This window comes from Janthinobacterium sp. GW823-FHT01H08 (genome assembly GCF_058797855.1).
Genome location: NZ_CM179504.1, coordinates 2,624,879 through 2,649,819, shown reverse-complemented (window position 1 = coordinate 2,649,819; position 24,941 = coordinate 2,624,879). Strand labels below are relative to the sequence as shown.

The 24,941-nt window shown below is 64.5% G+C and carries 26 protein-coding genes; 19 read left to right on the top strand and 7 right to left on the bottom strand.

The features are described 5' to 3' along the window. Window positions 1-82: 82 nt before the first annotated feature. On the bottom strand, window positions 83-1,576 hold the full coding sequence (locus AC3RCG_RS11925) for an NYN domain-containing protein (RefSeq protein ID WP_492403887.1): 1,494 nt from the start codon (window positions 1,574-1,576) through the stop codon (window positions 83-85). Window positions 1,577-1,688: 112 nt separating this feature from the next. Further along, window positions 1,689-2,819: a dienelactone hydrolase family protein gene (locus AC3RCG_RS11920; RefSeq protein ID WP_492403888.1), complete on the bottom strand. Its 1,131-nt coding sequence runs from the start codon at window positions 2,817-2,819 to the stop codon at window positions 1,689-1,691. Between the two features lie 214 nt (window positions 2,820-3,033). On the opposite strand from AC3RCG_RS11920, the gene AC3RCG_RS11915 reads away from it, so the two are divergent. Then, window positions 3,034-3,405 carry a flagellar basal body protein gene (locus tag AC3RCG_RS11915; RefSeq protein WP_034757354.1) on the top strand — a complete coding sequence of 124 codons (372 nt, stop codon included), beginning with the start codon at window positions 3,034-3,036 and terminating at the stop codon, window positions 3,403-3,405. 16 nt (window positions 3,406-3,421) lie between these two features. Here the strand turns inward: AC3RCG_RS11915 and AC3RCG_RS11910 are convergent, their stop codons facing one another. Next, a complete protein-coding gene (locus tag AC3RCG_RS11910; RefSeq protein ID WP_070311457.1) occupies window positions 3,422-4,030 on the bottom strand; it encodes a TetR/AcrR family transcriptional regulator in 609 nt (202 codons plus the stop codon). A gap of 140 nt (window positions 4,031-4,170) precedes the next feature. Here AC3RCG_RS11910 and AC3RCG_RS11905 point away from each other — a divergent pair, with 140 nt between their 5' ends. The 3 genes from AC3RCG_RS11905 to lipP1 are packed head-to-tail and all read left to right on the top strand — an operon-like array spanning window position 4,171 to window position 7,034. Next, complete coding sequence (locus tag AC3RCG_RS11905; protein ID WP_409026641.1) at window positions 4,171-5,232, top strand: sugar phosphate isomerase/epimerase family protein; 1,062 nt, start codon at window positions 4,171-4,173, stop codon at window positions 5,230-5,232. A 12-nt stretch (window positions 5,233-5,244) separates the two neighbouring features. Further along, entirely contained in the window at window positions 5,245-6,108 is an 864-nt protein-coding gene (locus tag AC3RCG_RS11900; RefSeq protein ID WP_492403890.1) for an alpha/beta fold hydrolase, read from the top strand. Next, window positions 6,105-7,034 carry a LipP1 family hormone-sensitive lipase gene (lipP1, locus tag AC3RCG_RS11895; protein WP_492403892.1) on the top strand — a complete coding sequence of 310 codons (930 nt, stop codon included), beginning with the start codon at window positions 6,105-6,107 and terminating at the stop codon, window positions 7,032-7,034. Before AC3RCG_RS11900 ends, lipP1 begins: the two co-directional genes overlap by 4 nt. A gap of 57 nt (window positions 7,035-7,091) precedes the next feature. On the opposite strand, the gene AC3RCG_RS11890 is transcribed toward lipP1, so the two are convergent. Further along, window positions 7,092-7,628, bottom strand: coding sequence for a molybdopterin-dependent oxidoreductase (locus AC3RCG_RS11890; protein ID WP_409026643.1), 537 nt, complete (start codon window positions 7,626-7,628; stop codon window positions 7,092-7,094). A 27-nt stretch (window positions 7,629-7,655) separates the two neighbouring features. Continuing rightward, window positions 7,656-9,641: a TonB-dependent receptor plug domain-containing protein gene (locus AC3RCG_RS11885; RefSeq protein ID WP_492403894.1), complete on the bottom strand. Its 1,986-nt coding sequence runs from the start codon at window positions 9,639-9,641 to the stop codon at window positions 7,656-7,658. Window positions 9,642-9,910: 269 nt separating this feature from the next. On the opposite strand from AC3RCG_RS11885, the gene AC3RCG_RS11880 reads away from it, so the two are divergent. From AC3RCG_RS11880 to AC3RCG_RS11845, 8 genes are all read left to right on the top strand, one after another. Then, on the top strand, window positions 9,911-10,735 hold the full coding sequence (locus AC3RCG_RS11880; protein ID WP_070218312.1) for an IclR family transcriptional regulator: 825 nt from the start codon (window positions 9,911-9,913) through the stop codon (window positions 10,733-10,735). Window positions 10,736-10,786: 51 nt separating this feature from the next. Continuing rightward, window positions 10,787-11,941, top strand: a complete 1,155-nt coding sequence (locus AC3RCG_RS11875) for an acyl-CoA dehydrogenase family protein (protein WP_492403895.1) — start codon at window positions 10,787-10,789, stop codon at window positions 11,939-11,941. 11 nt (window positions 11,942-11,952) lie between these two features. Next, window positions 11,953-13,491: a class I adenylate-forming enzyme family protein gene (locus tag AC3RCG_RS11870; RefSeq protein WP_492403897.1), complete on the top strand. Its 1,539-nt coding sequence runs from the start codon at window positions 11,953-11,955 to the stop codon at window positions 13,489-13,491. Window positions 13,492-13,551: 60 nt separating this feature from the next. Beyond that, window positions 13,552-14,718 carry an ABC transporter substrate-binding protein gene (locus AC3RCG_RS11865; RefSeq protein WP_070218214.1) on the top strand — a complete coding sequence of 389 codons (1,167 nt, stop codon included), beginning with the start codon at window positions 13,552-13,554 and terminating at the stop codon, window positions 14,716-14,718. A 104-nt stretch (window positions 14,719-14,822) separates the two neighbouring features. Further along, on the top strand, window positions 14,823-15,695 hold the full coding sequence (locus AC3RCG_RS11860; RefSeq protein WP_035817692.1) for a branched-chain amino acid ABC transporter permease: 873 nt from the start codon (window positions 14,823-14,825) through the stop codon (window positions 15,693-15,695). After that, the gene (locus AC3RCG_RS11855) at window positions 15,692-16,666 is read left to right on the top strand and encodes a branched-chain amino acid ABC transporter permease (protein ID WP_492403900.1); all 975 of its coding nucleotides are present in this window, start codon (window positions 15,692-15,694) and stop codon (window positions 16,664-16,666) included. The genes AC3RCG_RS11860 and AC3RCG_RS11855 overlap by 4 nt, the downstream gene beginning before the upstream one ends. Continuing rightward, on the top strand, window positions 16,659-17,372 hold the full coding sequence (locus AC3RCG_RS11850; RefSeq protein ID WP_099408673.1) for an ABC transporter ATP-binding protein: 714 nt from the start codon (window positions 16,659-16,661) through the stop codon (window positions 17,370-17,372). The genes AC3RCG_RS11855 and AC3RCG_RS11850 overlap by 8 nt, the downstream gene beginning before the upstream one ends. Window positions 17,373-17,388: 16 nt before the next feature. Next, on the top strand, window positions 17,389-18,090 hold the full coding sequence (locus AC3RCG_RS11845) for an ABC transporter ATP-binding protein (protein WP_121669114.1): 702 nt from the start codon (window positions 17,389-17,391) through the stop codon (window positions 18,088-18,090). A gap of 39 nt (window positions 18,091-18,129) precedes the next feature. Here the strand turns inward: AC3RCG_RS11845 and AC3RCG_RS11840 are convergent, their stop codons facing one another. Continuing rightward, window positions 18,130-19,125 (bottom strand): HDOD domain-containing protein, encoded by a 996-nt coding sequence (locus AC3RCG_RS11840; protein ID WP_070311462.1) that lies wholly within the window; start codon window positions 19,123-19,125, stop codon window positions 18,130-18,132. Between the two features lie 163 nt (window positions 19,126-19,288). On the opposite strand from AC3RCG_RS11840, the gene AC3RCG_RS11835 reads away from it, so the two are divergent. After that, window positions 19,289-19,873 (top strand): DinB family protein, encoded by a 585-nt coding sequence (locus AC3RCG_RS11835; protein WP_070218219.1) that lies wholly within the window; start codon window positions 19,289-19,291, stop codon window positions 19,871-19,873. A gap of 1 nt (window position 19,874) precedes the next feature. Here the strand turns inward: AC3RCG_RS11835 and AC3RCG_RS11830 are convergent, their stop codons facing one another. Continuing rightward, a complete protein-coding gene (locus AC3RCG_RS11830) occupies window positions 19,875-20,267 on the bottom strand; it encodes a VOC family protein (protein WP_070218220.1) in 393 nt (130 codons plus the stop codon). 83 nt (window positions 20,268-20,350) lie between these two features. Between AC3RCG_RS11830 and AC3RCG_RS11825 the strand changes: the two genes are divergently transcribed. From AC3RCG_RS11825 to AC3RCG_RS11800, 6 genes are all read left to right on the top strand, one after another. After that, window positions 20,351-20,893, top strand: coding sequence for a GNAT family N-acetyltransferase (locus tag AC3RCG_RS11825; RefSeq protein WP_492403903.1), 543 nt, complete (start codon window positions 20,351-20,353; stop codon window positions 20,891-20,893). 79 nt (window positions 20,894-20,972) lie between these two features. Then, window positions 20,973-22,547: an oleate hydratase gene (locus AC3RCG_RS11820; protein ID WP_070218222.1), complete on the top strand. Its 1,575-nt coding sequence runs from the start codon at window positions 20,973-20,975 to the stop codon at window positions 22,545-22,547. Window positions 22,548-22,672: 125 nt separating this feature from the next. Next, window positions 22,673-22,924 carry a hypothetical protein gene (locus AC3RCG_RS11815; protein WP_070218223.1) on the top strand — a complete coding sequence of 84 codons (252 nt, stop codon included), beginning with the start codon at window positions 22,673-22,675 and terminating at the stop codon, window positions 22,922-22,924. Beyond that, the gene (locus AC3RCG_RS11810) at window positions 22,921-23,166 is read left to right on the top strand and encodes a hypothetical protein (protein ID WP_070289693.1); all 246 of its coding nucleotides are present in this window, start codon (window positions 22,921-22,923) and stop codon (window positions 23,164-23,166) included. The genes AC3RCG_RS11815 and AC3RCG_RS11810 overlap by 4 nt, the downstream gene beginning before the upstream one ends. Before the next feature lie 163 nt (window positions 23,167-23,329). Then, entirely contained in the window at window positions 23,330-24,001 is a 672-nt protein-coding gene (lepB, locus tag AC3RCG_RS11805; RefSeq protein WP_492403906.1) for a signal peptidase I, read from the top strand. Window positions 24,002-24,049: 48 nt separating this feature from the next. Beyond that, the gene (locus tag AC3RCG_RS11800) at window positions 24,050-24,913 is read left to right on the top strand and encodes an NAD-dependent protein deacetylase (protein WP_492403908.1); all 864 of its coding nucleotides are present in this window, start codon (window positions 24,050-24,052) and stop codon (window positions 24,911-24,913) included. The last annotated feature ends 28 nt before the right edge of the window (window positions 24,914-24,941 follow it).

Here is a 24,941-nt window from a genome sequence, read left to right as displayed (position 1 = left end):
GGGGTGCGCGGTTTGCGCAACGCAGGGCCGGGAAAAGCCGGGGCGCATGCGAATGCCGCCCCGCTTGTTCCTGCTCAAACTATCAAGCCGCTTCCGCCTTCTTGCGCGCGGGACGGCGCGCAGGCGTCTTGCGCGGCGCCTTGGCCGGCTTGTCTTCCGCCACGACGGCCGCTTCCACCGGCGCCGCTTCGACAACAGGCGCCGCTTCCACTACGGCGTCAACCGCCTTCTTGGCCGGCTTTTTCGCCGCGGCAGTCTTGCGCGCCGGCGTGCGCGCCTTGGCCTTAGTCTTCGCTTCGGCGACGGTTTCCAGAATCACTTCAGCTACAGGTTCAGGCACTGGCATGGTTTCCAACACCGCCACCTCGACTGCCTCGGCGCGCGCTTCACGGGCGCCGTCGCCATTCTTGCGGCCGCCACGGCCATTGCGGCGCGAACCGCGCTTGGCGTTGCCCTCTTCGGCCACCGCTGCCACGGCTTCGGCCACCTCGTGCAGCACTTCCGGCTGCGGCGCCGGCGCATACTGCTCGATGACAGCCGATTCGGCCTCGGCCACCGGCACGAAGGCCTGTGGCGCGGACTCGCCGCGGCGTTGCTCGTTCTGCTTGCGGCCGCCACGGCCATTGCGGCGCGAATCGCGGCGGCTGCCGCCATCGCGGTGATTGCCCTCTTCCGTCGTCGCGCCGGTCTCGCCACTGGCGCTTGTCTCGCTGGCCACATCCGCGTTCACTGCAACCGGTACGGCCACCAGGCCGCTGCTGCGGTAGACATAGGCGCCCGATTTTTCATCGCGGCCAAATTCCAGCAAGCCGCGCGCCTGCGCTTCTTCCAGCAGGTTGCCGAAGGTGCGGAAACCGTAATACGATTCGCTGAAGTCCGGTTTGCGGCGCTTGATCGCTTCTTTCAGCATCGAAGCCCAGATCTTGCCGCTGTCGCCCCGTTCGGACACCAGCGCGTCGAACGTTTCGACGGCCATGTCGATCGCTTCCGTCTTGCGCGACTCGTATTTTTCCTTGCGGCGCACTTCTTCGTCGGGCGAGCGCTTGACAGCGGCAGCCGGGCTTTCGCGCGCGTCGCGCTTGGCGGCCGTGCGGCGGCTCTCGCGCACCAGGTCATCGTAGAAAATGAATTCGTCGCAGTTGGCCACCAGCAGATCGGAGGTCGACTGCTTGACGCCCACGCCGATCACCTGCTTGGCGTTTTCGCGCAGTTTCGACACCAGCGGCGAAAAATCGGAATCGCCGCTGATGATGACGAAGGTGTTCACGTGGGCCTTGGTGTAGCACAGGTCCAGTGCATCGACGACCAGGCGGATGTCGGCCGAATTCTTGCCGGACTGGCGCACGTGGGGAATTTCGATCAGCTCGAAGTTCGCTTCGTGCATGGTGCCCTTGAAACTTTTATAACGGTCCCAGTCGCAATATGCCTTCTTGACAACGATGCTGCCCTTGAGCAGCAAGCGTTCGAGGATGGGCTTGATATCGAATTTTTCGTAATTTGCATCTCGCACGCCGAGCGCGACGTTCTCGAAGTCGCAAAACACGGCCATGCTGAGGTTTTCTGGGGATGACGCCATAAGGGTGAATTCTCGCTGGATAATAAGGGCGGACGGGAAGCGCAACGCCTCCCTTTTCGCCTAGTATATTCGCCCATCCCCCGTTTCGGCGACAACTATCGTGCGCGGCGGCCTATTGCGTACCGCCGACGGCGCTGGCGCCGGGCCAAACAACGCTTTCATCGACCGAATACAGCTGGCACGGCATGCTGCTGCGGCGCTGGCAAGAAGCGAGTGCGCGCACATCGGGACTTTCGCCCTCCTCGGCCCAGCCCCAGGCGCCGCTGGCCGACAAGGCAAAGGCGCGCGGCGCGGTTTTTTCCAGGAAGACGCGGTAGGCCGCGCGCCCCTGCTCTTCCAGATACGGCACGGCGGCGATATCGTCCTGCGGCGCGAAATGCGTGGCGGGCGGCGGCGGCGCATCGGCCACGCGGTAGACCTGCCGCACCGGCATGCCTATCTTCTGCAGAAAGCGCTCGGTGGCGGGCAGCCACACGGCCACCCCGTCGCGGCTGCCCAGGGTCAGGTGGGCGTCGCGCTTGAACGGGCCATAGGCCAGCAGTTGTGCCCGGCCGCCTGAACCGGTAAAGGAATTGAACAACCGCCGTGCCAGCGCCGGCGAAAAATACGAGTCGTTCGCGCCATACAACCACAGGCTGGGAATGTGGTTATAGGCGCCCAGGGTGGCGAACGTCTTGGCCAGCGCCCCTTGCCAGTCGCAGCCCGGCATGTCGACGCGCAGGCCGCCAGCAAAGTTGAGCACGCCGCGCACGCCGGGCACCATCCGGGTGGCCAGCGCCAGCGCCGCCATGCCGCCATACGACTGGCCCGCGACGACGATGCGCTCCGGGTCGACCCAGCTCTGGCGCCGCGCATACGCCAGCGCGGCAAGCATGTCGCGCGCCTGGCCCTGGGCGTTGCCCAGCATGTCGCAGCCGAAATCGCGGTAGGCGCCCGTGGAGCGCGCAAAGCCGGCGCGCATGGGCAGCATCACGGCATAGCCGCGGCGCACGAACTCGGTGGCCATATAGATGAAGCGCTCGCGCTGCTGCAGCCGGGCCGGGCCGGCCTGCTTGCCGTGATTCATCAGCAGCAAGGGAAACGGGCCGGAGCCGGGGGGACGAAACACCGTCGTCTCCAGCGTCTCGCGCAAGCCGTCCCCGGCCGGCACCATGATGACTTGCTCGTTCAGGCGCGCATCGAGCGGTAGCTGGGAGGGAACAAGCTGGGCTTTCAGGGGCAGGCAAGGCAGGCTGAGCAGCAAACCCAGAAAAATGGGGCGTAACAGGTGGAAAATGGCGCACTCCGTGGATGACTTCCCTGCCAGTCTAGGCAGTGAAATGCCACAGAACAATATAAAAAAATTACGTGACGTACATATTTTTTGCGGCAAGCACCTGCGGGAAAAATTGTTGCCTTGCGCCACCACACTTTTTCCGCAGACGGGAGTAAACTGGGCGTATTCTGAAGGAGTTGCCATGTCCATATCCGCCCTCACCACCGGTACCTCGGGGCTGACCGCCAACCAGCGCGCGCTGGATGTGGCCGCCAACAATATCGCCAATGCGAATACGCCGGGCTTCCAGCCGCAGCAAGCCCAGTTCCAGGAAGCCAGCCCGGCCGGCACGGGCGTCACCCTCTCCGTCGAGGGGCGCAAGCTGGCCGCCAGCGAAAGCGTCAGCGGCGCCAATGCCAATGCGGCCAAGGCGGCCGAAAGCCGGCCGAACGGCGTGGGCCTCGCTTCCGAACTGACCGATAACCTCGTCTACAAGGCCGGTTTCAACCTGTCGGCGAACGTCGTCAAGGCGGCCGACCAGGCCCTGGGCAGCCTGATCGACGTCAAGACTTAAGCACAGTCACTAGCGCTTAGATAGCTTGCTTTTGCATTTCCAGCGCCAATGGCGCCATCGCCGGCGCAATCAGCGCCAGCAGCCGTTCGGCCGGAATGCCGTCGCGCGCCTGCACCGACAAGCCATGCAGCAAGGCCGCATAGTAGTCGCCCAGCGCCTGCACGTCCGCCTCCGCCTTTAATTCCCCCGCCAGCTGCGCCGCGCGCAGGCGCTCGATGACGGCTTGCGTGCGCGCGCGGCGGTGCTGCGCCAGCCAGTCGGCGATGCCCGCGTTTTCCGCGCTCGTGTTGGTGGCGGCCGTGACCACCATGCAGCCTTGCGGCTGGCCGCTGCGCGTATACAGCAGCACGGCTTCTTCCAGCATGCGCGCCACCGCATCGCGCACGTTCAGGCTGGCCGCCAGCGCGTGCACGGCAAACGCGCCCTCTCCCGTTTCATACAGCTCCACGGCTTCGCGGAACAGCTGCTCCTTCGAGCCGAACGCCGCATAGATGCGCGCCGAGGCGATGCCCAGCGCCGCCACCAGGTCCGCCATCGACACACCCTCGTAGCCACGCGTCCAGAACGCGTCGCGCGCTTTTGCCAGCGCCAGCGCGCGGTCGAATTCCCTCGGTCTTCCTGCCATCTTGATCCTCTGCTTGCGAAGTGGCGGCCAGTATAACGCCTGGCGCCCGCGCCGCGTTCGCCATTTATTTTGCATCACGGGCTTGACCGCGCCAACAATTTCACCTATTCTTTGTCGATCGACAAACAATAGGAGCCGATATGAAAACCATCCAAGGACCAAGCCTGCACCTGGCACAATTCGCCGCCGACACGGCGCCCTTCAACACCCTGCCCGCCATCGCCGAGTGGGCGGCCGGCATGGGCTTCAAGGCCCTGCAGATTCCCGCTTGGGATGCGCGCCTGTTCGACGTGGCGCAAGCAGCGCACAGCCAGCAATACTGCGACGACCTCGTTGCCATGCTGGCCGGCCATGGCCTGGTCATCAGCGAACTGACGACGCACATCCTCGGCCAGCTGGTGGCCGTGCACCCGGCCTATGACGCGCTGTGCGACAGCTTCGCCCCGGCACATCTGCACGGCCAGCCGGCGGCGCGCACCGAGTGGGCCATCGAGCAGGTCAAGCTGGCAGCCATGGCGTCGAAACGCCTGGGCCTGACCGACATGGGCACGTTCTCCGGTTCGTTCGCCTGGCCCTACCTGTTCCCTTTCCCGCAGCGCCCGCCCGGCCTGATCGAGGCGGCCTTCGACGAACTGGCACGCCGCTGGCTGCCCATCCTCGACGTGTGCGAGGAACAGGGCGTCAACCTGTGCTACGAAATCCACCCCAGCGAAGACCTGCATGACGGCATCAGCTTCGAGATGTTTTACGAGCGCGTAGGCCGCCACCCGCGCTGCAAGATGCTGTTCGACCCCAGCCACTTCGTGCTGCAGCAGTTGAACTACCTGGAATTCATCGATATCTACAAGGACCATATCCGCATGTTCCATGTGAAGGATGCGGAGTTCAATCCGACGGGGCGGCAAGGCATTTACGGCGGCTACCAGTCGTGGGAAAACCGCGCCGGGCGCTTCCGCTCGCTGGGCGACGGCCAGGTCGATTTCAAGGCCATCTTCTCGAAGATGGCGCAAAACGATTACGCGGGCTGGGCGACGCTGGAATGGGAATGCTGCCTGAAGGATCAGGAGGTGGGCGCGCGCGAAGGCGTGGCCTTCATCAATGCCCACATCATTCCCGTCACCGACAAGATCTTCGACGACTTCGCCGGCGCTCCCGTCAGCGCACAACAGATCAATACCCTGCTCGGCATCGAGCATCACTAATCAAGGAAACATATGAACGACTTCATTCACGACTACGTCCGCATCGACGGCCAGCGCCTGCATTGCGTCATCGCTGGTCCCGGCACCGGCAAACCCGTGCTGCTGATCCCCGGCTGGCCGCAAACCTGGTATGCATGGCGCCACGTGATGGCGGCGCTGGCCGCCAGCGGCTACCAGGCCATCGCCATCGATCCACCGGGCAGCGGCCACTCGGACCGCCCGGCCGGCGGCTATGACACGGGCGCCGTTGCCGCCACCCTGCACCGCGCCATGCTGGCCCTGGGCCACGCGCAATACGACGTGGTCGGTCACGACATCGGCATGTGGGTCGGCTATGCGCTGGCCAGCGATTTCCCGCAGGCCGTGACGAAACTGGCGCTGACGGAAGCCGTGATTCCCGGTCTGGCGCCCGCGCCGCCGATTTTCGTCGCGCCGTCCGACAACATCTTCCTGTGGCATTTCATGTTCAACCAGGTGCTCGATTTGCCGGAAATGCTCACGGCGGGCAAGGAGCGCGAGTACATCCGCTTCATTTTCGACCGCTGGTCGTACCGCCGCGACAAGGTCGCCGTCGACGTGTATGCGGATGCCTATGCCACGCCGGGCGCCCTGCGCGCCGGTTTTGCCTACTACCGCGCCATACCCGAAACCATCCGTCAAAATCTGGAACGGGCAAAACGCAGCCTGACCATGCCGGTACTGGCCATCGGCGCCGACCATGCGACCAACGACGCGCCGCTGCTGACCATGCAGGGCAAGGCGGACAATTTGAAAGGCGCCATCGTTGCCGAATGCGGCCACTTCATCATGGAAGAACAGCCGGAAGCGTTCATCGCCCACCTGCTGCCCTTCCTGGCCGGAGAAAAATCAGCATGAGCCTCGATCCGCTGATTGCCGCCTGGCTGGAAGAGATAAAAGATGCGCCGCCGCCCGCCTCGCTGGCGGACCTGCGCGTGGCCACGGAAACGGGGTTGCGCCAGCTGCATGGCCCCCTGGAAGACGTCGCATCCATCACCGATTACGTGCTGCCGGGCGAGCATGCGCTGACCGTGCGCGCCTACGTGCCCGCCGGCGCGGACACAAGCCAGCCCCTGCCGGCCATCGTCTTTGCGCATGGCGGAGGATGGTGTCTGTGCTCGCTGGACCTGTACGACAATCCCTGCCGTGCGCTGGCCAACGCCACCGGCTGCGTGATCGTTTCCGTCGACTACCGGCTGGCGCCCGAGCACAAGTTCCCCGTGCCGTTGAACGACTTTTACCGCGCGTTGTGCTGGGTCGCCGAACATGCGGCGGCGCTGGGCATCGATGCGAAACGGCTGGCCGTGGGCGGCGACAGCGCGGGCGGCAACCTGGCGGCCGCCGCCGCCCTGATGGCGCGCGACCAGGCCGGTCCCGCGCTGGCGCATCAGCTGCTGCTGTACCCGGCGCTCGATTTTGCCTTCGACACGCCGTCCTACCAGCGCTATGCGGAGGGCCACTCGCTGACGCGGGAAGCCATGCGCTTTTGCTGGTCGGCCTACCTGAACGAGCCGGCCGACGGCGCGAACGCCTACGCGGCGCCCCTGCGGGCAACGTCGCTCAAGGACTTGCCGCCGGCGACGGTGCTGGTATGCGAGTACGACCCGCTGCATGACGAGGGCGAAGCCTATGCGCGGTATTTGCGCGACGACGGCGTGGCGGCGCAATGCGTGCAGCTCGACGGCATGATCCATGCGTCGATACACATGCAGGGCTTGGCACCAAAGGCGCGGGGATTGTTCGACGTGGCGGGCCAAGCAATGAAAAGTGCCATGTTTGCGTAAATAGTCCACTAGAAAAATTCTGGGGTCTGACCCGGCGGGTCAGACCCCAGCATGCCTCTATTCCACCAATTTGCGCACCTCGACGCCGTTCAGCCACTTCACATGGCGCGGACCCGTGCGGATATCCTTCGCCGAGATGAGGGCGATCTCGCCATCGCTGTCGTCGAGCGCCTTGCCGTTCTTTTCGTAGTAGACGATCACGCCCTCGCCGGCCGGCGCGTTATACAGCTCACCCCAGGAAAACACCACCGCATAGCCATCGGTGGCCGTGGCGATGATGGCGAGCTTCTTGACGTCGTTGTGGCCGGGCGCATCGAGCGCCGCCTTGTCGAGGATGTCGCGCAGGCGCACGCCCTTGTAACTGGTGATGGTTTCGGCCTTGTCGCCGTTGTGGCGCGTGACGGCGATGTCCCCGCCATTGGCTTGCGGCAGCCGGCGCAGGTCGGCTACCGTCAGGGTCAACGGCGTTGCCACCTTGCCCGTGACGGCGAGCGCGCGGCTCATGTTCTCGCGCGCCGGCGCCGGGTCGGCCCATGCGGGGGCCGCCGCCAGCAGTGCGGCCGAAGCCAAACCAAGGAATATTTTCTTCAACATGCTGTGTCCTTTCATGACAGTGAAAACTCAGAACTGGTATTGCGCATTGGCCAGCCAGGTGCGGCCAGCGCCGGGAAAACCGTCGGCCAGCGCATAGTTGCGGTCAGCCAGATTGCTCACGCCCGCTTCCAGGCTCAAGGCCGGCAAGGGGCGGTACACGGCCTTCAGGTTCACTGTCGTAAAACCGCCAAGCTCCAGCGTGTTCGAAACCCAGCGCCCGCTATTCGCTTCCGCGATGGCCACCACGTCGACCTGGCGCGCCGCGTGCAGCACGGCGTGCGCCGTCAGCTTGTGGCGCGGCACGTCCGTCAGGCGGATGGCGCGGTCGCTGACGTTCTTCATGTCCGTGTACGTGTAATTGCCGCCGACCTCCAGCCAGGCGCCGGCGCGGCCGCGCACGCCCAGTTCCACGCCGCTGATGTGCGCCCTGCCCGCATTCTGCATCTGCGCACGCACGCCCGCCACATTCGCCACGCTCTGGATCTTGTCCTTCACGTCGCTGTAGAACAGGGCGGCATCGAGCGCCAGCCCGCGCACGGTTGCTTGATACCCCAGCTCATAATTGATCGCCTGTTCCGCGCGCAAGGCCGGGTTTTCAATATATGTGCCCAGGCGCTGCGAGTACCGGTCCTTCAGGGTCGGCAGGCGCGACTTGCGCGCCACCGTGGCGTACACGCGCGATTCAAGACCGGTCTTGTGGAACAATCCCGCCTGCAGGTCGGTGGCCGATTGATTGTCCGGCAAGGTGTAGGCATTGCCGGCGCTATACACCATGTCCGGGCGCAGCTCATTGCGCGACACGCCCAGCGACAGTTCCGTCGCCGCATTGAGGGCGATGCTGTCTTCCGCGCCCAGCGTCCACAGGGCATCCTTGTACCAGGTGGTGCGCACGCCCCTGGCGTCGAGTTCCTGGTGCTCGTCGGCCTTGTAGCTGGCCACGACGCGCAGGCTATGCGCGGCCAGGCGGAAAGATTCGAGTTCCACCGCGCCGCCGTTCGTGCGGTCGTTATAGATGCTGCGCCCGCCGCTGACGCTGCCCTGGCCGCTGGTTTTCAGGGTCGTGTAGCTGCCGTTTGTGTAGGACGCGATTTCATTGTCGTAGCTGTCGTGGTACAGGCGCAGTTTCAGGCGTTCCTGCTGGCCCAGGCGCGTCTGCGAGACGAGATACACGCTTTCCTTGTTCCAGTACGGCCACTGCCAGTAGCGCGCGCCGACGGGGTTCGTCGATGGCGGCTGGCCCTTTTCGCCATGCTGCTTGTAGTAGCTGAGCGCATATTCATCGCCCGCGTGCGCGCCATCGGGCGTCAGACCCACCTTGAACGACACCTTATGGTCCTTGCGATAGGCGTTATTGCGCATGCCGCCGTCTTCCGTGGCCGTGGGGCGGAAGTCGGACGACAGGGGAAAGCCGTCGCTGTCGATGTAGGACACGCCCGCCTGCAGATACCACAGGCCCTGATTCGTACCCACGTTGGCCGACACCTGGCGCTCGCTGCCCGAACCGAATCCCACTGACGCATCGCCTTCCATCAAAGCCGTCGGTTTGCGCGACACCAGGTTGATGGCGCCGCCCAGGGTATTGGCGCCGTAGGCCACGGAACTGAAGCCCTTGGCCACCTGGATGGCGGCCAGGTCGCTGGTCGTGAAGCGGTTGAAATCGACATAGCCGTCATACGGCACGTAGACGGGAATGCCGTCGATGTACAGCGGCACCTGGCGCGCATCGAAGCCGCGGATGGCGACGGTTTTCTCATTGCGCGCATTGGTCGACAGCGACACGCCGGACAGCAAATTGAGGGCGTCGCCCACGTTGTCGCGGTTAAAGCGGCGCATCTCAACGCGGCTCACCTGCGCACCCACCGGCTGTTCCACCTGGCCCTGCTCGCGCTGGCCGATCACCTTCACCGTGCCCAGCACGAACGGCGCCGCCGCATCCACGTCTTCCTTGCCAGCCACCTGCTGCGCCAGCGCCAGCATCACGGCGCCTGCCACTACCTGTTTCACCATCGTCATCTTGTTCTCTTCCGTTATATATCGCCTTATATAGCGATATGCAAAAAAGCGGCCACTCGTGCGGCGGCCGTCATCCAACAGCGCAATATACAGATGTATATAACGATGCTCAAGCGGGGAGAGGCAAAACGGGCGCGCAAGTCAATTTTCCGGCGATTTTTCATGCACCGCACCATTTCGCTGTGCGAACGAATGTTTCACAAAACGGTTGACATGCGCGAGTCGGCTAGGCAAACTGATTTCCAGGGAGCCAGCAAATGAATGCAAATATGACAAATATTCAGGCCGCAGCCGATCCGGAAATCATCGTCTTCAGCGATGACGAAGAAGGCAAGGACCGCCAGTTCGTCAACGCGCTGGCGCGCGGCCTCGAAGTGCTGCGGTGCTTTCGCCCCGGCGAAGTCTTCCTGTCGAATGCGGACATGGCCAAGCGCACGGGCATCCCCAAGCCCACCATTTCGCGCCTCACCTACACCCTCACCAAACTCGGCTACCTCAATTATTCGGATAGCCTGGGCAAGTACCAGCTGGGCGCCGGCGTGCTGGCCCTCGGCTACCGCATGCTGTCGAACCTGGACGTGCGCAAGATGGCGCGCCCGCTGATGGAGGAACTGGCCGAACATGCGCAGGCCTCCGTGTCGCTGGGCACGCGCGACCGCCTCAGCATGGTGTACGTGGAAACGTGCCGCAGCAGCGCCAACGTCACCCTGCGCCTCGACGTCGGTTCGCGCATTCCGCTGATGACGACCGCCATGGGCAAGGCCCTGCTGTGCATCCTGCCGCAGGCCGAGCGCGACTACCTGATGGACCATGCGCGCGTGCACGAGACGGAACGCTGGCCGCGCATCAAGGCCGGCATCGAGCAAGGCTTCAAGGATTACCAGGACCGGGGCTTTTGCATCTCGGCCGGCGAATGGCAGAACGACGTGCATGCCGTGGGCGTGCCCATGCTGGGCGCCGACGGCGAACAGGTGATGGCCTTCAATTGCGGCGGCCCCGCCTTTTTGCTGTCGCGCGAAAAACTCGAATCGGACCTGGGACCGCGCCTGGTCGCCCTGGTCAAGACAGTGGAAAAAAACCTGGGCCGCGGTTAGACTGCGCGCCCCCTCTCAACAACAGATCAAATCAAAGCGCCGAGGAACCCGATGATACGCGACGAAGAAACCCTGAACATCCTGCTCGACAGCATCGCCCGTTTCGTGCGCGAAGTGCTGGTGCCGAACGAGGCGCTGGTGGCTGAAACGGACACGATCCCGCCCGCCATCGTGGCGCAGATGCGCGAACTGGGTCTGTTCGGCCTGTCCATTCCGGAAGCCTACGGCGGCCTGGAACTGAGCATGGAAGAGGAAGTGCGGGTCGCGTTTGAAATCGCCCGCACCTCGCCCGCCTTCCGCTCGCTGATCGGCACGAACAACGGCATCGGTTCGCAAGGCATCGTGATCGACGGCACGGAAGCGCAAAAACAATACTATCTGCCCAAGCTGGCGGCCGGCGAGATCATCGGCTCGTTCGCGCTGACGGAAGCGGGATCGGGCTCCGATGCGGCCTCGCTGCGCACCTCGGCCGTGCGCGACGGCGACTTTTACATCCTCAACGGCAGCAAGCGCTACATCACCAACGCGCCCGAAGCGAGCATCTTTACCGTCATGGCCCGCACGGACCCCGTCAAGCGGGGCGCCTCGGCCATTTCCGCCTTCATCGTGGAAAAGGACACGCCGGGCCTCTCGCTGGGAAAAATCGATAAAAAGATGGGCCAGCAAGGCGCGCATACCTGCGACGTCATCTTCGAAAATTGCCGGGTACCAGCCGCCAACATCATCGGCGGCAAGGAAGGCGTGGGTTTCAAGACAGCCATGAAGGTACTCGACAAGGGCCGGCTGCACATCGCCGCCGTCTGCGTGGGCGCGGCCGAACGCATGCTGGCCGACGCCCTCGCCTACGCGATGGAACGCCAGCAGTTCGGCCAGCCCATCGCCGAGTTCCAGCTGATCCAGGCCATGCTGGCCGACAGCAAGGCCGAGATTTACGCGGCGCGCAGCATGGTGCTGGACGCCGCGCGGCGGCGCGACAACAAGGAAGACATTTCGACGGAAGCGTCGTGCTGCAAGCTGTTCGCCTCCGAAATGTGCGGCCGCGTGGCTGACCGCTCCGTGCAGATCCACGGCGGCGCCGGCTACATCAGCGAATACGCGGCCGAGCGCTTCTACCGCGACGTGCGCCTGTTCCGCATCTACGAAGGCACGACGCAGATCCAGCAGATCGTCATCGCCCGCAACATGATCAAGGCAGCACAAAAGTGAAGGAGGCCGCGATGGACATTCCCGCCCTGCTGGCCCACTTGCCGGCGCGCCTGTCGGCCATCTCCATCTATTGGGCGACGCGCGCGCCCGACGCGCCCGCGCTGCATGAAGGTGGGCGCAGCTGGACCTACGCCCAGCTGCAGCACAGTGTGGACAGCGCCGCGCAGCTGCTGCGCCAGCTGAACGTGCGCGCCGGCGACCGCCTGATGGTGGTGGGCGAGAACTGCGCGCTGCAGGTGGCGCTGATCTTTGCGGCGGCCAGCATCGACGCGTGGATCGTCAACGTCAATGCGCGCCTGTCGGCGCGCGAGATCGACACCATCGCTGCGCACAGTTCGGCGCGGCGGATGCTGTTCCTGGCCGGCGCTTCGCCGGAGGCGGCCGCGCATGCGGCACGTCTGGGCGCGGCCAGCGCCGCGGTCGACGGCATGGGCGAGCTGCTGGCGGGCGACTTGAACGAGGCGGCCATCGCGGAAGACACGGTGCCCGGCAACGAACAGGTTGCCGCGCTGATCTACACGACGGGCACCACCGGGCAGTCGAAGGGCGTGATGCTCACGCACCGCAACCTGCTGTTCATCGCCGCCGTCTCCAGCACCCTGCGCGGCCTGACCAGCAGCGACCGCGCCTATGGCGTGCTGCCGATTTCGCACGTGTACGGCCTGGCCTCGGTGGCCCTGGGCACCCTGTATGCGGGCGCCGCACTGTACCTGGTGCCGCGCTTTTCCGTCGACGGCCTGCTCTCGGCACTGAGGGACGATGAACTGACCATCGTGCAGGGCGTGCCCGCCATGTACGCCAAGCTGCTGCAAACCCTGGGCGGCGCCGATACGCCGCTGCCCACGCGGCTGCGCTTTGCGTATGCGGGCGGCTCGCCGCTGGCGCCGTCGCTCAAGCGCGACGTGGAAAAGCTGCTGGGCACCGCGCTGCACAATGGCTACGGCATGACGGAAAGCGCCCCCACCATCAGCCAGACGCGCCTGGAAACGCCGCGCCGCGACGATTCCGTGGGCATGCCGATCCCCGGCGTGGAAGTGCGCGTGGTCGACCTGGCCGGCCAGGACGTGACGCCGGGCCAGCCGGGGGAACTGTGGATACGCGGGCCGAACATCATGGCCGGCTATTACCGCGAACCGGCCATGACGGCGGCCACCATGCGCGACGGCGGCTGGCTCAATACGGGCGACATGGCGCGCCAGGACCCGGACGGCGCCCTGTTCATCGTGGGCCGCACCAAGGAACTGATCATCCGCTCCGGCTTCAATGTGTATCCGCTGGAAGTGGAAACGGCCCTGAACGCCCACGCTTCCGTGGTGCAGTCGGCCGTGGTCGGGCGCACCCTGGCCGATGGCAACGAGGACGTCATCGCCTATGTGGAGCTGGACCCGCGCCAGCCCGCCAGCGTGGCAGAATTGCAGGCCTGGCTGGCGCAGACCCTGTCGCCGTACAAGTGCCCGTCCGCCATCATCGTCATGGAAGCGCTGCCGGCAGCCGCCACGGGCAAGATTTTAAAGGGGCAGCTGCGGCAAATGGCGCAGAATGCACGATAAGTTGACCATGTAGTAGCAGACCCGACAATAAAACCAAGCCACATCACCGGAGGAGACACGATGAAACGCACCTACACACGCATCGCCATGGCAGCGCTGGTTGCCAGCGCCTGGATGGCACAGGCCAGCGCCGACGAATTCCTGGTCGGCGCGGAAATCCCGCTGACGGGCAACCTGGCGCGGGTCGGCGCCGGCATGCAGGAAGGGATCATGGTCGCGGCCGAGGTATTCAACAAGACCAACGGCAAGCACACCATCAAGATCATCACCGTCGACGACGAATCGGCGCCCGCCAAGGCCATCGCCGCCGTGGAAAAGCTGGCCAGTCAGGGCGTGGTGGCCATCACGGGCGGCTATGGCTCGAACAATATTTCGCCCGCCTCGGACACGGCCAATAAACTGGGACTGGTCTACATCACCTCGGGCGGCGTGGACGACAGTCTGGTGGCCAGCGGACGCAAGAATTTTTTCCGCATCAATAACACGGCCGGCTACGAAAAAGCCATGCTGGGACTGCTGCAGGATGTGGGCGCCAAGTCCGTCTCCATCGTGTATTCGACCAAGGATGCCACCACGGGCCTGGCCAAGGACGTGGAAAAGGCCCTGGCGGCCAAGGGCGTGAAGGTGACGACGCACTCGTTCGACCCGGCCATTACCGACTTCAAGCCCATCATCAACAAGATCAAGCTGCAGGACAAATCGGAAGTGGTGGCCATGGTCGGCTACGAAAACGACTACGTGGGCATCATCCGCGCCGCCCGCGTGCTGAAACCGAAGATCAAGGCCATGGTGGGCGTGTGGTCGCTGGCCACGCCGAAGATGGCGGCCGACTTCCCCGACCTGATGCCGAACGTCTTCGGCACGGCCCTTCTGCCCTTCCCGACGGAATTCAAGACGGCCGACGGCAAGGCCTTCAGCGACGCCTACAAGCAGCTGTACAAGAAGGAGCCGGACTACCTGGGCCAGTTCGGCTATGTGCAGTCGATGCTGCTGTTCGAAGCGATCGCGCGCGCGGCCGACAAGGGCACGCTCAAGAAAGGCGGCGTGGCCGACGAGATGCGCAAGACGGACCGCGAAACCCTGATCGGCCGCGTGCAGTTCGCCGCCAACGGCGACAACCAGAACTTCGTGCACCGCATGGCGCAGCACCAGGACAAGAAAGTGGTGATTGTCTGGCCGAAGGAACACGCGACGGGCAAGCTGAACTATCCTGCCCTGCCCTGGTAAGCAGCCTCCCGCTGCACACGCGCGCGCCCGCCGGGCGTGCACCGATGAACGGCGGTCCTGGTGCCTCTTCGCGATGCGCCTGGGCCGCCTGACGGGATGACGATATGACAGAATTAATCTTGCAAGCCCTGTATTCGGGCTTGCTGCAGGGCGGCTCCTACGCCCTGATCGCACTGGGACTGGCGCTGGTCTTCGGCACCATGAAAGTGATCAACCTGGCGCACGGCGAACTGGTGCTGCTGGCCGCCTACATCGCCTACAGCGTGGAATCGGGCCTGGGCCTGGGGCCGATGTTCGCCATTCCCATCGCGCTGGTGATCGTCAGTCTGACGTCCGTGGGCGTCTACCTGATCGTCAGCCGCATCAAGAAAGACCGCGAAATCAATTCGCTGATCCTCACCTACGGCATCGGCGTGATCCTCACCAATTTCATTTTGCTGGTCTGGAAGGCCGACATCCGCTCGACCTCGTCGAGCTGGCTGCAGGAAGGCTTCGAGATCGGCCCGTTTTTCAGCATGCGCAGTGAAGTGATTTTCTTCGGCGTCAGCCTGGTGCTGATGGCGGCCCTGTGGCGCTGGCTGTCGACCAGCTGGTATGGCCGCGCCGTGCGCGCCGTCTCCAGCAACCGCGACGCGGCCAAGCTGATGGGCATCGATCCGGGCCGCACAGAACTGGTGTCGTTCCTGGTCGCCGGCATCCTGGCTGCCTTCGCCGGCGTCGCCTTGTTCAGCTATGGCGTGATCCAGCCTGCCTACGGCGGCGCGCTGACGGTGAAAGCCTTCATCATCACGGTACTGGCCGGCATCGGCTCGATTCCCGGCGTGCTGCTGGCCGCCGTGCTGCTGGGCGTGGCAGAAGCCTTGACCGTCACCCTGGCCAGCTCCGCGCTGCAGGAATTGTCGGGCATGGTGCTGTTCCTGCTGGTGCTGTTCATCATGCCGAACGGCCTGTTCGGCGCACAACGGAGGCGCGGATGAAGCGCTCGACTTTGATTTCCACGGCAGTCCTGCTGCTGGCCGCGTATGTCGCCGTGCCGCTGGCCCTGGGCGCCAACCAGTATGTGATGAGCATGGTGGTGGCGGCACTGATCATCGGCGGCGTGGCCATGTCCTGGGCCCTGCTGGGTAACCTGGGCGGCATGGTCAGCTTCGGCCATGCGGCATTCTTCGGCGTGGGCGCGTATGTCTCCGCGCTGGCCACCGTGAAACTGGGCCTGCCCGTGTTTGCCGCCATGCTGCTGGGCGGCGCGGGCGCGGCCATCGCCGCCGTCATCATGCTGCCCGTGCTGCGGCTGCGCGGGCCGTATTTTGCGCTGGCCATCCTCGCCTACGCCCACATCTTCCGCATCCTGGCCACGGAATGGAGTGCCGTGACGGGCGGCGCCGGCGGCATCAACAATATCCCGGCCTTACCCACCGTTTTCGGCTTCGACCTGGCCAGCAAGACGGGCGCCTACCTGGTGGTGCTGACCCTGGTGGTGGCGTGCGCCTTTGCCTACAGCCGCATCCGCGCCAGCCACTACGGCATCGCCCTGCGCGCCATGCACGACAGCGAGGACGCCACGCGCGTCGTCGGCGTCAACAGCACCTTGCTGAAAGGCGCGATGCTGCTCGTGTCGGCCTTCATGGCGGGCCTGTTCGGCGCCTTCAACGCCCACTACATCAACTTCCTCGAGCCCGACTACGCCTTCAACAGCCTGTGGGTGACCTTGCCGATCGTGGCGGCCATCTTCGGCGGCTACCGCACGATACTCGGCCCCGTGCTGGGCGCCGTCGTGGTCTACCTGGTCGACCAGCTCATTTTCAAGTCGCTGATCCCCACGGGCCACCAGCTGGTGCTGGGCGTGCTGCTGGTGGCGATGATCGTCTTCAGCCCGAACGGCTTGCTGCCGCTGCTGCAAAAATGGCTGAAAAACACCTTCAAAACGAAGGAGAAACAACATGCTTGAACTCGATAATGTGTCCGTGCGCTTCGGCGGCCTGACGGCCGTCGATTCTGTCACGTTAAAAGTGGGCAGCCACGACGTGATCGGCCTGGTGGGCGCGAACGGCGCCGGCAAGACCACCCTGTTCAACGCCATTTCCGGCCTGGTGCGCCCCACCGGCGGCAGCATCCGCTTCGAGGGACGCGACATCATGGCCACGCCCATGTACCAGCGCGCGCGCCTGGGGCTGGGCCGCACCTTCCAGATCCCGCAACCGATGCATGAATTGACGGTGCGCGAAAACCTCGTCGTGGCGCAGCGCTTCGGCACGGGCAAGGTGGACATGCGCAAGATCGATGAAATCCTCGATTTCACGAGCCTGGCGGACAAGGCGCAGCGCGACGCGGCCAGCGAACTGGCGCTGACGGAACTCAAAGCGCTGGAAGTGGCCAAGGCGCTGGCCACCAATCCGAAACTGCTGCTGTTAGACGAAGTGCTGGCCGGCCTGGAAACGAACGGCAAGCGCCGCTTCATGGGCATGCTCAAGGACTTGCACGCCGCCTTTGGCGTGGGCATCGTCATGATCGAGCACGACATCGAGACCATCAGCAATCTGTGCCAGCGCGTGGCCGTGCTCAATTTTGGCCAGCTGATCGCCGACGGCACGCCCGATGCCGTCTTCCGCGATCCGGCCGTCATCGAAAGCTATACGGGAGCCGCGCATGCCTGAAACGATGCCTGAAACGATGCTTGAAATTAGTAATCTGCGCGCCGGCTATGGCGCCATCAATGTGCTGTGGGATGTGTCGCTCTCGATCCAGAAGGGCAAGCTGACCACCATCATCGGCCCGAACGGGGCCGGCAAGACGACCCTGCTGCGCGCCATCATGGGTTTGCTGCCCGTGGGCGCGGGCAGCATCGCGCTCGACGGCACACCCATCAACGGCACGCCCACCTGGAAGATGAGCGACGCACGCGTGACGATGATCCCCGAGGGGCGCATGACGTTTCGCGACATGAGCGTGGAAGAAAACCTGATCATGGGCGCGTTTCCGAAGGAGCACCGCAGCCACATGCCGGCGCGCCTGGCCGAAGCCTACGCCATGTTCCCGCGCCTGCACGAGAGGCGCCGCCAGCTGGCCGGCTCGCTCTCCGGCGGCGAGGCGCAGATGCTGGCGATGGCGCGGGGCCTGATGTCGGATCCGTCGTTATTGATCATCGACGAGCCGTCGCTGGGCCTGGCGCCGCTGGTGGTCAACGAGCTGTTCGAGATCCTCGCGCGCCTGAACGACGGCAAGCGCACCATCATTTTAGTGGAGCAGAACACGGCGCGCGCCGTCGGCGTGGCCGATCACGTCTACCTGATGCAAAGCGGTAAGGTGGCGCTGTCGCAGGCGGCGGTTGATGTCGACCTCGAACATCTGCATGCGCTGTATTTTGCACGCTGAGCGGCATGGCCGCCGCCGAGGTTGAGCGGCCTGCGGCCATCACTCCTCATCGTCGTCCTCGTCGTCGTCGTCGGCCAGCTTGTCAAACACCTGCAGCTCGGCCTTGCTCAGTCCCGTCATCACGAAGGGATCATCGGCAGGAAAGCGGCCGGTATCGAGCAGCATGCGCAGCTTGCTCAAGCGCTCGCCCAGCGCCAGCGCCTGCGCCTGCGGATCGGCATCGGCTTGCCCCACCTGAGCGATCGCGCGGGTGACGGACACGGGAAACTCCCATAATTCCGCGATCCGTACCGACAAGATGCGCGCTTGCGCAAACACCTGGGCAATGAAGGCGTCCGATTGCGGAAAGGCATCGGGCGCATGCATCTGGTCGATCAGCCGGAAGGCCACCACCAGGCCGACATTGGCCATCAGTCCCGCCAGATACGCGTCGAAGGCGTTGGCCTGCATGGCCGGCGCGACCAGGTTGGCCGCCAGTGCACATTTCTCGGACTGGCGCCAGATCAGCGGCGCCGTGCGTATGGTCAGGCCGCCGCTTTGCATGCTGACGATGGGACGGAAGGCGACGCGGGCGAGCAGCATGCGCATGCCGTTTTGCCCGAGCAGCATGATGGCGCCTTCCATGTTGTTGATCGACGGGCTGGCGTTGTAGCGCGAATGGTAGCGGGGCCGGTTCGCTTCGCGGTAGACCTCGGCGACCAGCAGTACGTCCTGGGCCAGCTGGGCCGACAGCTTGGCCGCGCTCATGTTTTCATCTTGCAAGGTACGCATCAACTGGGGAATGATGGCCGGAATGCGCGGTATCAGCGCAGCGCCAGCGACCGGTTCACGGACCAGGCGCGCCAATTCGTCCAGAATCTGCTGTTCCGCCTCCGCCGGCGCCTGCGCCGAACCGGCGGCCGCCAGCCAGCGGTAGTAAATGGCATCGATTTCGGTGATGGTCGCCGGCTGCCGTGCCGCCTCGGGCGCCGCCGCTGCCGTGAGGTGCGCAGCCTTGTCTCCGCCGCCGCTCAGTAATTTTCCTATCCAACCCATTTTATTCTTCCAGCCCTATGTGCATCACTATCGCGAAATCCGCCCCGCGATTTTACTTGATGACAGCGGCGCCGGTGCGGCGGGCGTGAGCGCTTTGTCCACCTGCCGCAACATGCTAAAGTAGCACGACATGCCCCCTGTCCTGCCTAACCAGCGATCCATCATGAACAATCCACTTGCGCACTACATCACCAGCCAGGCGTACAACAACGCCTGGGCCAACCACCGCCTGCTGAAAGCTTGCGGGCAGCTGACCCGGGCCGAGTTCCAGGCCACGCGCGTCAGTTTTTTTCCCACCATCCAGTTCACCTTGAACCACATCCTCACATGCGACTGGTTTTATCTCGACGCGCTCGAGCGCGAGCTGCGCGGCGAAGCGCCCCATGCCGACTGCTACGTCTTCTTTGCACAGGATGAACCGTTCACCGATTGCGCGGCCCTGCACGCGGCGCAGCGCGCATCGGACCTGCGCCTGATCGCCCATTGCCGCAGTCTGTGCGACCTTGACCTGGCGCGGCCCGTGACGATCTTGCGCGACACGCCGCAAGTCGACACGCGCCAACGCCTGCTGGCGCATGTGTTCCAGCACCAGATCCACCACCGGGGGCAAGTGCACGCCATGCTGGCCGGCACGCGCATCGCGCCGCCGCAGCTCGACGAATTCTATTGCGCCGGCGAAGCGGACGAGCGGGCGCAGGATTTTCTGGAACTGGGCTGGACGGAAGACGAGGTGTGGGCAGAACGCTGAGTTACTCCTCGCCGTGGCAGCAGACGCACAGCTTGTTGCCATCGAGGTCGCGGAAGTAGGCGCCATAGTAATTATCGTGGTAATGGGGGCGCAAGCCTGGCGGCCCCTCGCACACGGCGCCCAGCGCCAGCACGGCCTGGTGGCAGCGGTCCACCTGCGCGCGGCTGGCCGCCAGCAAGGCCGTCATCTGGCCGTTGCCGGACGTAGCCGGCAAGCCGTCGTGCGGCGCCGTCAGCACGAACAGGGGACGCGGCGCCTGCCGCGCCATCCAGCCCGCCCAGGGCTTGGCCGGATCATGAAATTTTTCGATCAGGTCGAGTTCTCCCAGCAAGGCCGTATAGAAGGCGTAGGCGCGGGGAAAGTCGTTGGTGCCGAGGCAGAGATGGGACAGCATGCTGCTCCTTCATGGTTAGAAACGGGTGTGCGGCGGAATGCGCCAGCTGATTATAATGGCGCATCTCTTTCGGACCAGATCCCATGCCAGACATCGACCGCCTCCAATTGTCCCCTCCGACCAGCGCCGACCTCTGCGCCTTGCTCGCCTTCGAACTGGAAAACCGCGCCTATTTTGAATCCTGGGTCACGGCCCGGGCGCCGTCCTACTATAGCGAGGAGGCCATCGCCGCCGCCATCGAGCAGGCGCAGCGCGAGCGCGAGCAAGACCGCGCCTACCAGTATCTGGCCAGGCTGGACGGACAAATCATCGGCAGGGTCAACCTGACGGCCGTCACGCGCCCGTATTTCAACAAGGCGGCGCTCGGTTACCGCATCGGCGAACGATTCGGCGGACGCGGCTACGCCACGCGCGTCGTGGCCCTGCTGCTGGAAGAAGCGTTCGGTCCACTGGAACTGTGGCGCCTGGAAGCGACGGCGCGGCCGCAAAACCTGGGCTCGGTCGCAGTCATGCAGCACAACGGCTTTCACCAGTATGGGCGCTCGGAAAAAGCCATGCATTTCCAGGGCGCCTGGTCGGACTTGCTGTATTTTGAACGGCGCAACGAGCACGCCGGCATGGAATAAAACCGAGCAGTTGCTCTATTGTGAGGCCGCTTCTGCCCTGATGTTATAAAATAGGCAAATATCACATTCAGGGAACAATATGCACAATACAGATAAAAAAGCCTACCTCGTCGGCGGCGGCATCGGCTCGCTGGCCGCGGCCGCCTTCATGATACGCGACGGCGGCATGCAAGGCAGCAACATCACCATCTTCGAAGCGGCGCCCGTGACGGGCGGCAGCCTCGATGGCGGCGGCAATGCCGAGGATGGCTACACCTTGCGCGGCGGGCGCATGCTGACCACCGACAATTACGAATGCACGTGGGACTTGTTCAAGAGCATCCCCTCGCTCGAGCATGCGGGCCAGAGCGTCTACGACGAAACCATCGCCTTCAACGAACGGCATATTCCCCACTCGCGCGCGCGCCTCGTTGACCGCAACCGTTTCAAGGTCGACGTCAGCAGCATGGGCTTTTCCATGCAGGACAGGCTGGAACTGCTGAAGCTGACGGAAGCCGATGAAGACGTCCTGGGCAGCAGCGCCATCACGGACTGGCTCTCGCCCGCATTTTTCGACACCAAGTTCTGGACCATGTGGGCCACCACGTTCGCCTTCCAGCCCTGGCACAGCGCCGTCGAGTTCAAGCGCTATCTGCACCGTTTCATGATGGAGTTTTCGCGCATCGAGACGCTGGCCGGCGTCAAGCGCACCGTCTACAACCAGTACGATTCGCTGGTGCGTCCGCTGGTCGCGTGGCTGCAGGAGCAAGGCGTGAACGTCATCATGGATTGCGCGGTAACCGATATCGAAGTGCAGGAATCCGAAGGCCGCCTGAGCGCCACCGCCATTGCCTGCCAGCGCCGCGGCATGGCCGACGTGATTCCTGTCGCTGCCGGCGACCTGGTCTTTTTCCAGAATGCCTCGATGACGGATGCATCGAGCTATGGCAGCATGCACAGCGCGCCGGCCAAGCGCACGAAGAACGACAGCCACGGCTGGCGCCTGTGGGAAAAGCTGGCCGAGGGCCGCCCGCAACTGGGTCGCCCCGCCGCCTTCAACAGCAGCATTCCCGAATCGTACTGGGCCTCGTACACGGTCACCCTGAAAGACAGCGCCTTCTTCGACAGGATGGAACAATTCACGGGCAACAGCGCGGGCACGGGCGGCCTCGTCACCTTCAAGGACAGCAACTGGTTCATGTCCATCGTGCTGGCGCACCAGCCCCATTTCGCGGGCCAGCCCGAGGGCGTGCAAGTGTTCTGGGGCTATGCGCTGCACCCCGACCGCATCGGCAACTTCGTCGCCAAGCCCATGTCCGACTGCAGCGGCGAGGAAATCCTGCGCGAGCTGTGCGGCCATCTGAATTTCGACCTCGACATGATGGCCACGGCCAACTGCATTCCCTGCCGCATGCCCTACATCACCAGCATGTTCATGCCCCGCGCAAAAAGCGACCGCCCGCTGCCCGTGCCGGCCGGCTCCGTCAACCTGGCCTTCGTGAGCCAGTTCGTGGAAATCGCCGACGATGTCGTGTTTACCGTGGAATACTCGGTGCGCGCGGCGCAGACGGCCGTCTACCAGCTGCTCGGCGTGCAGCGCGACGTGCCGGCCATCCACGCGCACGACAAGTCGCTGAAGGTCAAGCTCGATGCCGTCATCAAGGCCTTCACATAAGCCATTTTCCCGCGCCAACGTCGTTTTCATCCTATCGGGCGCGCCTTTGTGACAGCGCAAAGCACGGCGATATCGGACTGATAACGTCAAGGTCCGGGAATCTTCCCTACCTTGCCAAGTCCAACATGAAACTGCGGCTACGCCTGTTCGAACATGTGCTGCTGGTGCTGGCCTTGGCCCTCGTCATCTTTGCCGCCGCCATCGTGCTGGCACGCATGACGCAATGGGCGGAAGCGCAGGAATTGCCCGCCTACCTGATACAGGGCATGCACCTGGTGGGCAAGGTGCTGTTTTTCCTGGACGGTTGCATCGTCATCGCCGTCAGCAGCATCCTGGCCGCCCGGCTGTTCCGCATGCTCACCAAGGAGGATGTATGAAGCACCTTCATTACCTGTTCACGCTCCGGCATCCGCGCCGTTTCTGGTGCAGCGCCCTTGTCATCGCCGTGGCCTCGGCCATCGTGCTGGGTCCCTGGCTCGACAGCATTCCATGGCTGGTGGCGATCCCCCTCGTGGCCGGCGGCCTGCTGGTGGCGCTGGGCGAACTGTGGGATGAAATGCATGGCAAGCGCCTGCCGAACGGCAACGACGACACGCAAGCGCCGTGCCGCCATCCCTGATGGCTGACACGGTGATGCGTGCACGCAACAGCGGTCACGCCATCGGCCCCGCATGCGCTGGATTTAAGACTGGCTTCAGCCTCGCCGTGCATCGTGCATAGGACGCCAGCAGCAATGGCGCCTCCCTACACCATCACGGGCACAGCCCAGCGAAAGAGCCGACATGAGCACATGGATGCGCGCCAACAAAGGTTTTTTGATGTTTCTCCTGCTGTTCGGCGTGTTCCGCACGGCCGTGGCGGACTGGAATCCCATCCCGTCGGCGTCCATGCGCCCCAATCTGCTCGAGGGCGACGTGGTCTTCGTCAACCGCCTCGCCTTCAACCTGAAAGTGCCGCTCACCGATATCGTGCTGCAGCGCCTCGGTGAACCGCAACGGGGCGACATCGTCACCTTTTCCTCGCCGAAAGACGGCACGCGCTTGATCAAGCGCATCATCGCCCTGCCCGGCGACACGGTGGAAATGCGCAATGAACAGCTGGTCATCAATGGCCAGCCGGCCCAGTACACGGCGCTCGACACGGCGCCCGAAACCATCGCCCACGTGGGCCAGCTGACAGCGCAGCGCATCAGCGAGCGCAACGCGACCGAGCAGCACCGCATCCAGGTCTTGCCGCAAATCGCCGGTGCGGCGCGCAGCTTTGCCCCCGTGACGGTGCCGGCTGACCATTTCCTCATGCTGGGCGATAACCGCGACAACAGCGCCGACTCGCGCTATTTCGGCTTCGTGCCCCGCGCATTGCTGATCGGCAAGGCCGAGCGCATCCTCGTCTCGGCCAATATCGAGGAGCATTGGCAGCCACGGCTGCAACGTTTCGGCATGAAACTGGAGTAAACCTCGCCCTCGCAACGGCGCCGCGCTTTTCGGTTAGCATGGCGCATCATGCACAACTTTCCTTCATCCAGCCAGCAGCCCGCCAGCGCGCACCACGCCCTCGAGCAGCTGGCGCAGTTCCTGCAGCGCCATCCCGACGTGCTGCTGCTGACGGGCGCCGGCATCAGCACGGCGTCCGGCATCCCCGCTTACCGCGACACGGAAGGCGTGCGGCGCGGCAATGCCCCCGTGCAAGGCCCCGATTTTCGCCGCCAGGAAGCCGTGCGCCGCCGCTACTGGGCGCGCAGCATGGTGGGCTGGCCGACCCTGGCGCGCGCCACGCCGAACCCGGGCCACCTGGCCATCGCGCAACTGGCGCAGCGCCAGTGCATCGGCGGCCTGGTCACGCAAAACGTGGATGGCCTGCATCAGCAGGCAGGCAGCGCCGCCGTCACGGAGTTGCACGGCAGCATACATGGCGTGATCTGCCTCGATTGCCGGACCCGCCATACGCGCCGCCTGATCCAGGATCAGCTCGAACGCGACAATCCCCGGATGCTGGGTGCCACGGCCACGCCGGCGCCCGACGGCGACGCCTTGCTGGAGCCGTCCCAGCTGGCCACCTTCCACGTGCCGGTGTGCCCCCGCTGCGGCGGCACCCTGCAGCCCGACGTGGTGTTTTTCGGCGATGGCGTACCCGCCGCCTGCGCGGCCGAAGCCGAAAGCAAGATGCACGCGGCCAGCGCCCTGCTGGTGGTGGGCTCGTCCGTCATGGTGTATTCGAGCTTTCGCCTGTGCCGCATGGCGGCCGAAACGGGCAAGCCCGTGGCCGCCATCAACATGGGCAAGACGCGCGCCGACCATTTGCTGGCATTCAAGACCGATGCCCCGGCACAAGACATCTTGCCTGCATTAGCGGCCATGCTGGAGTGATCCCGTGCCGGCCCCGCGCCGCTCTGGC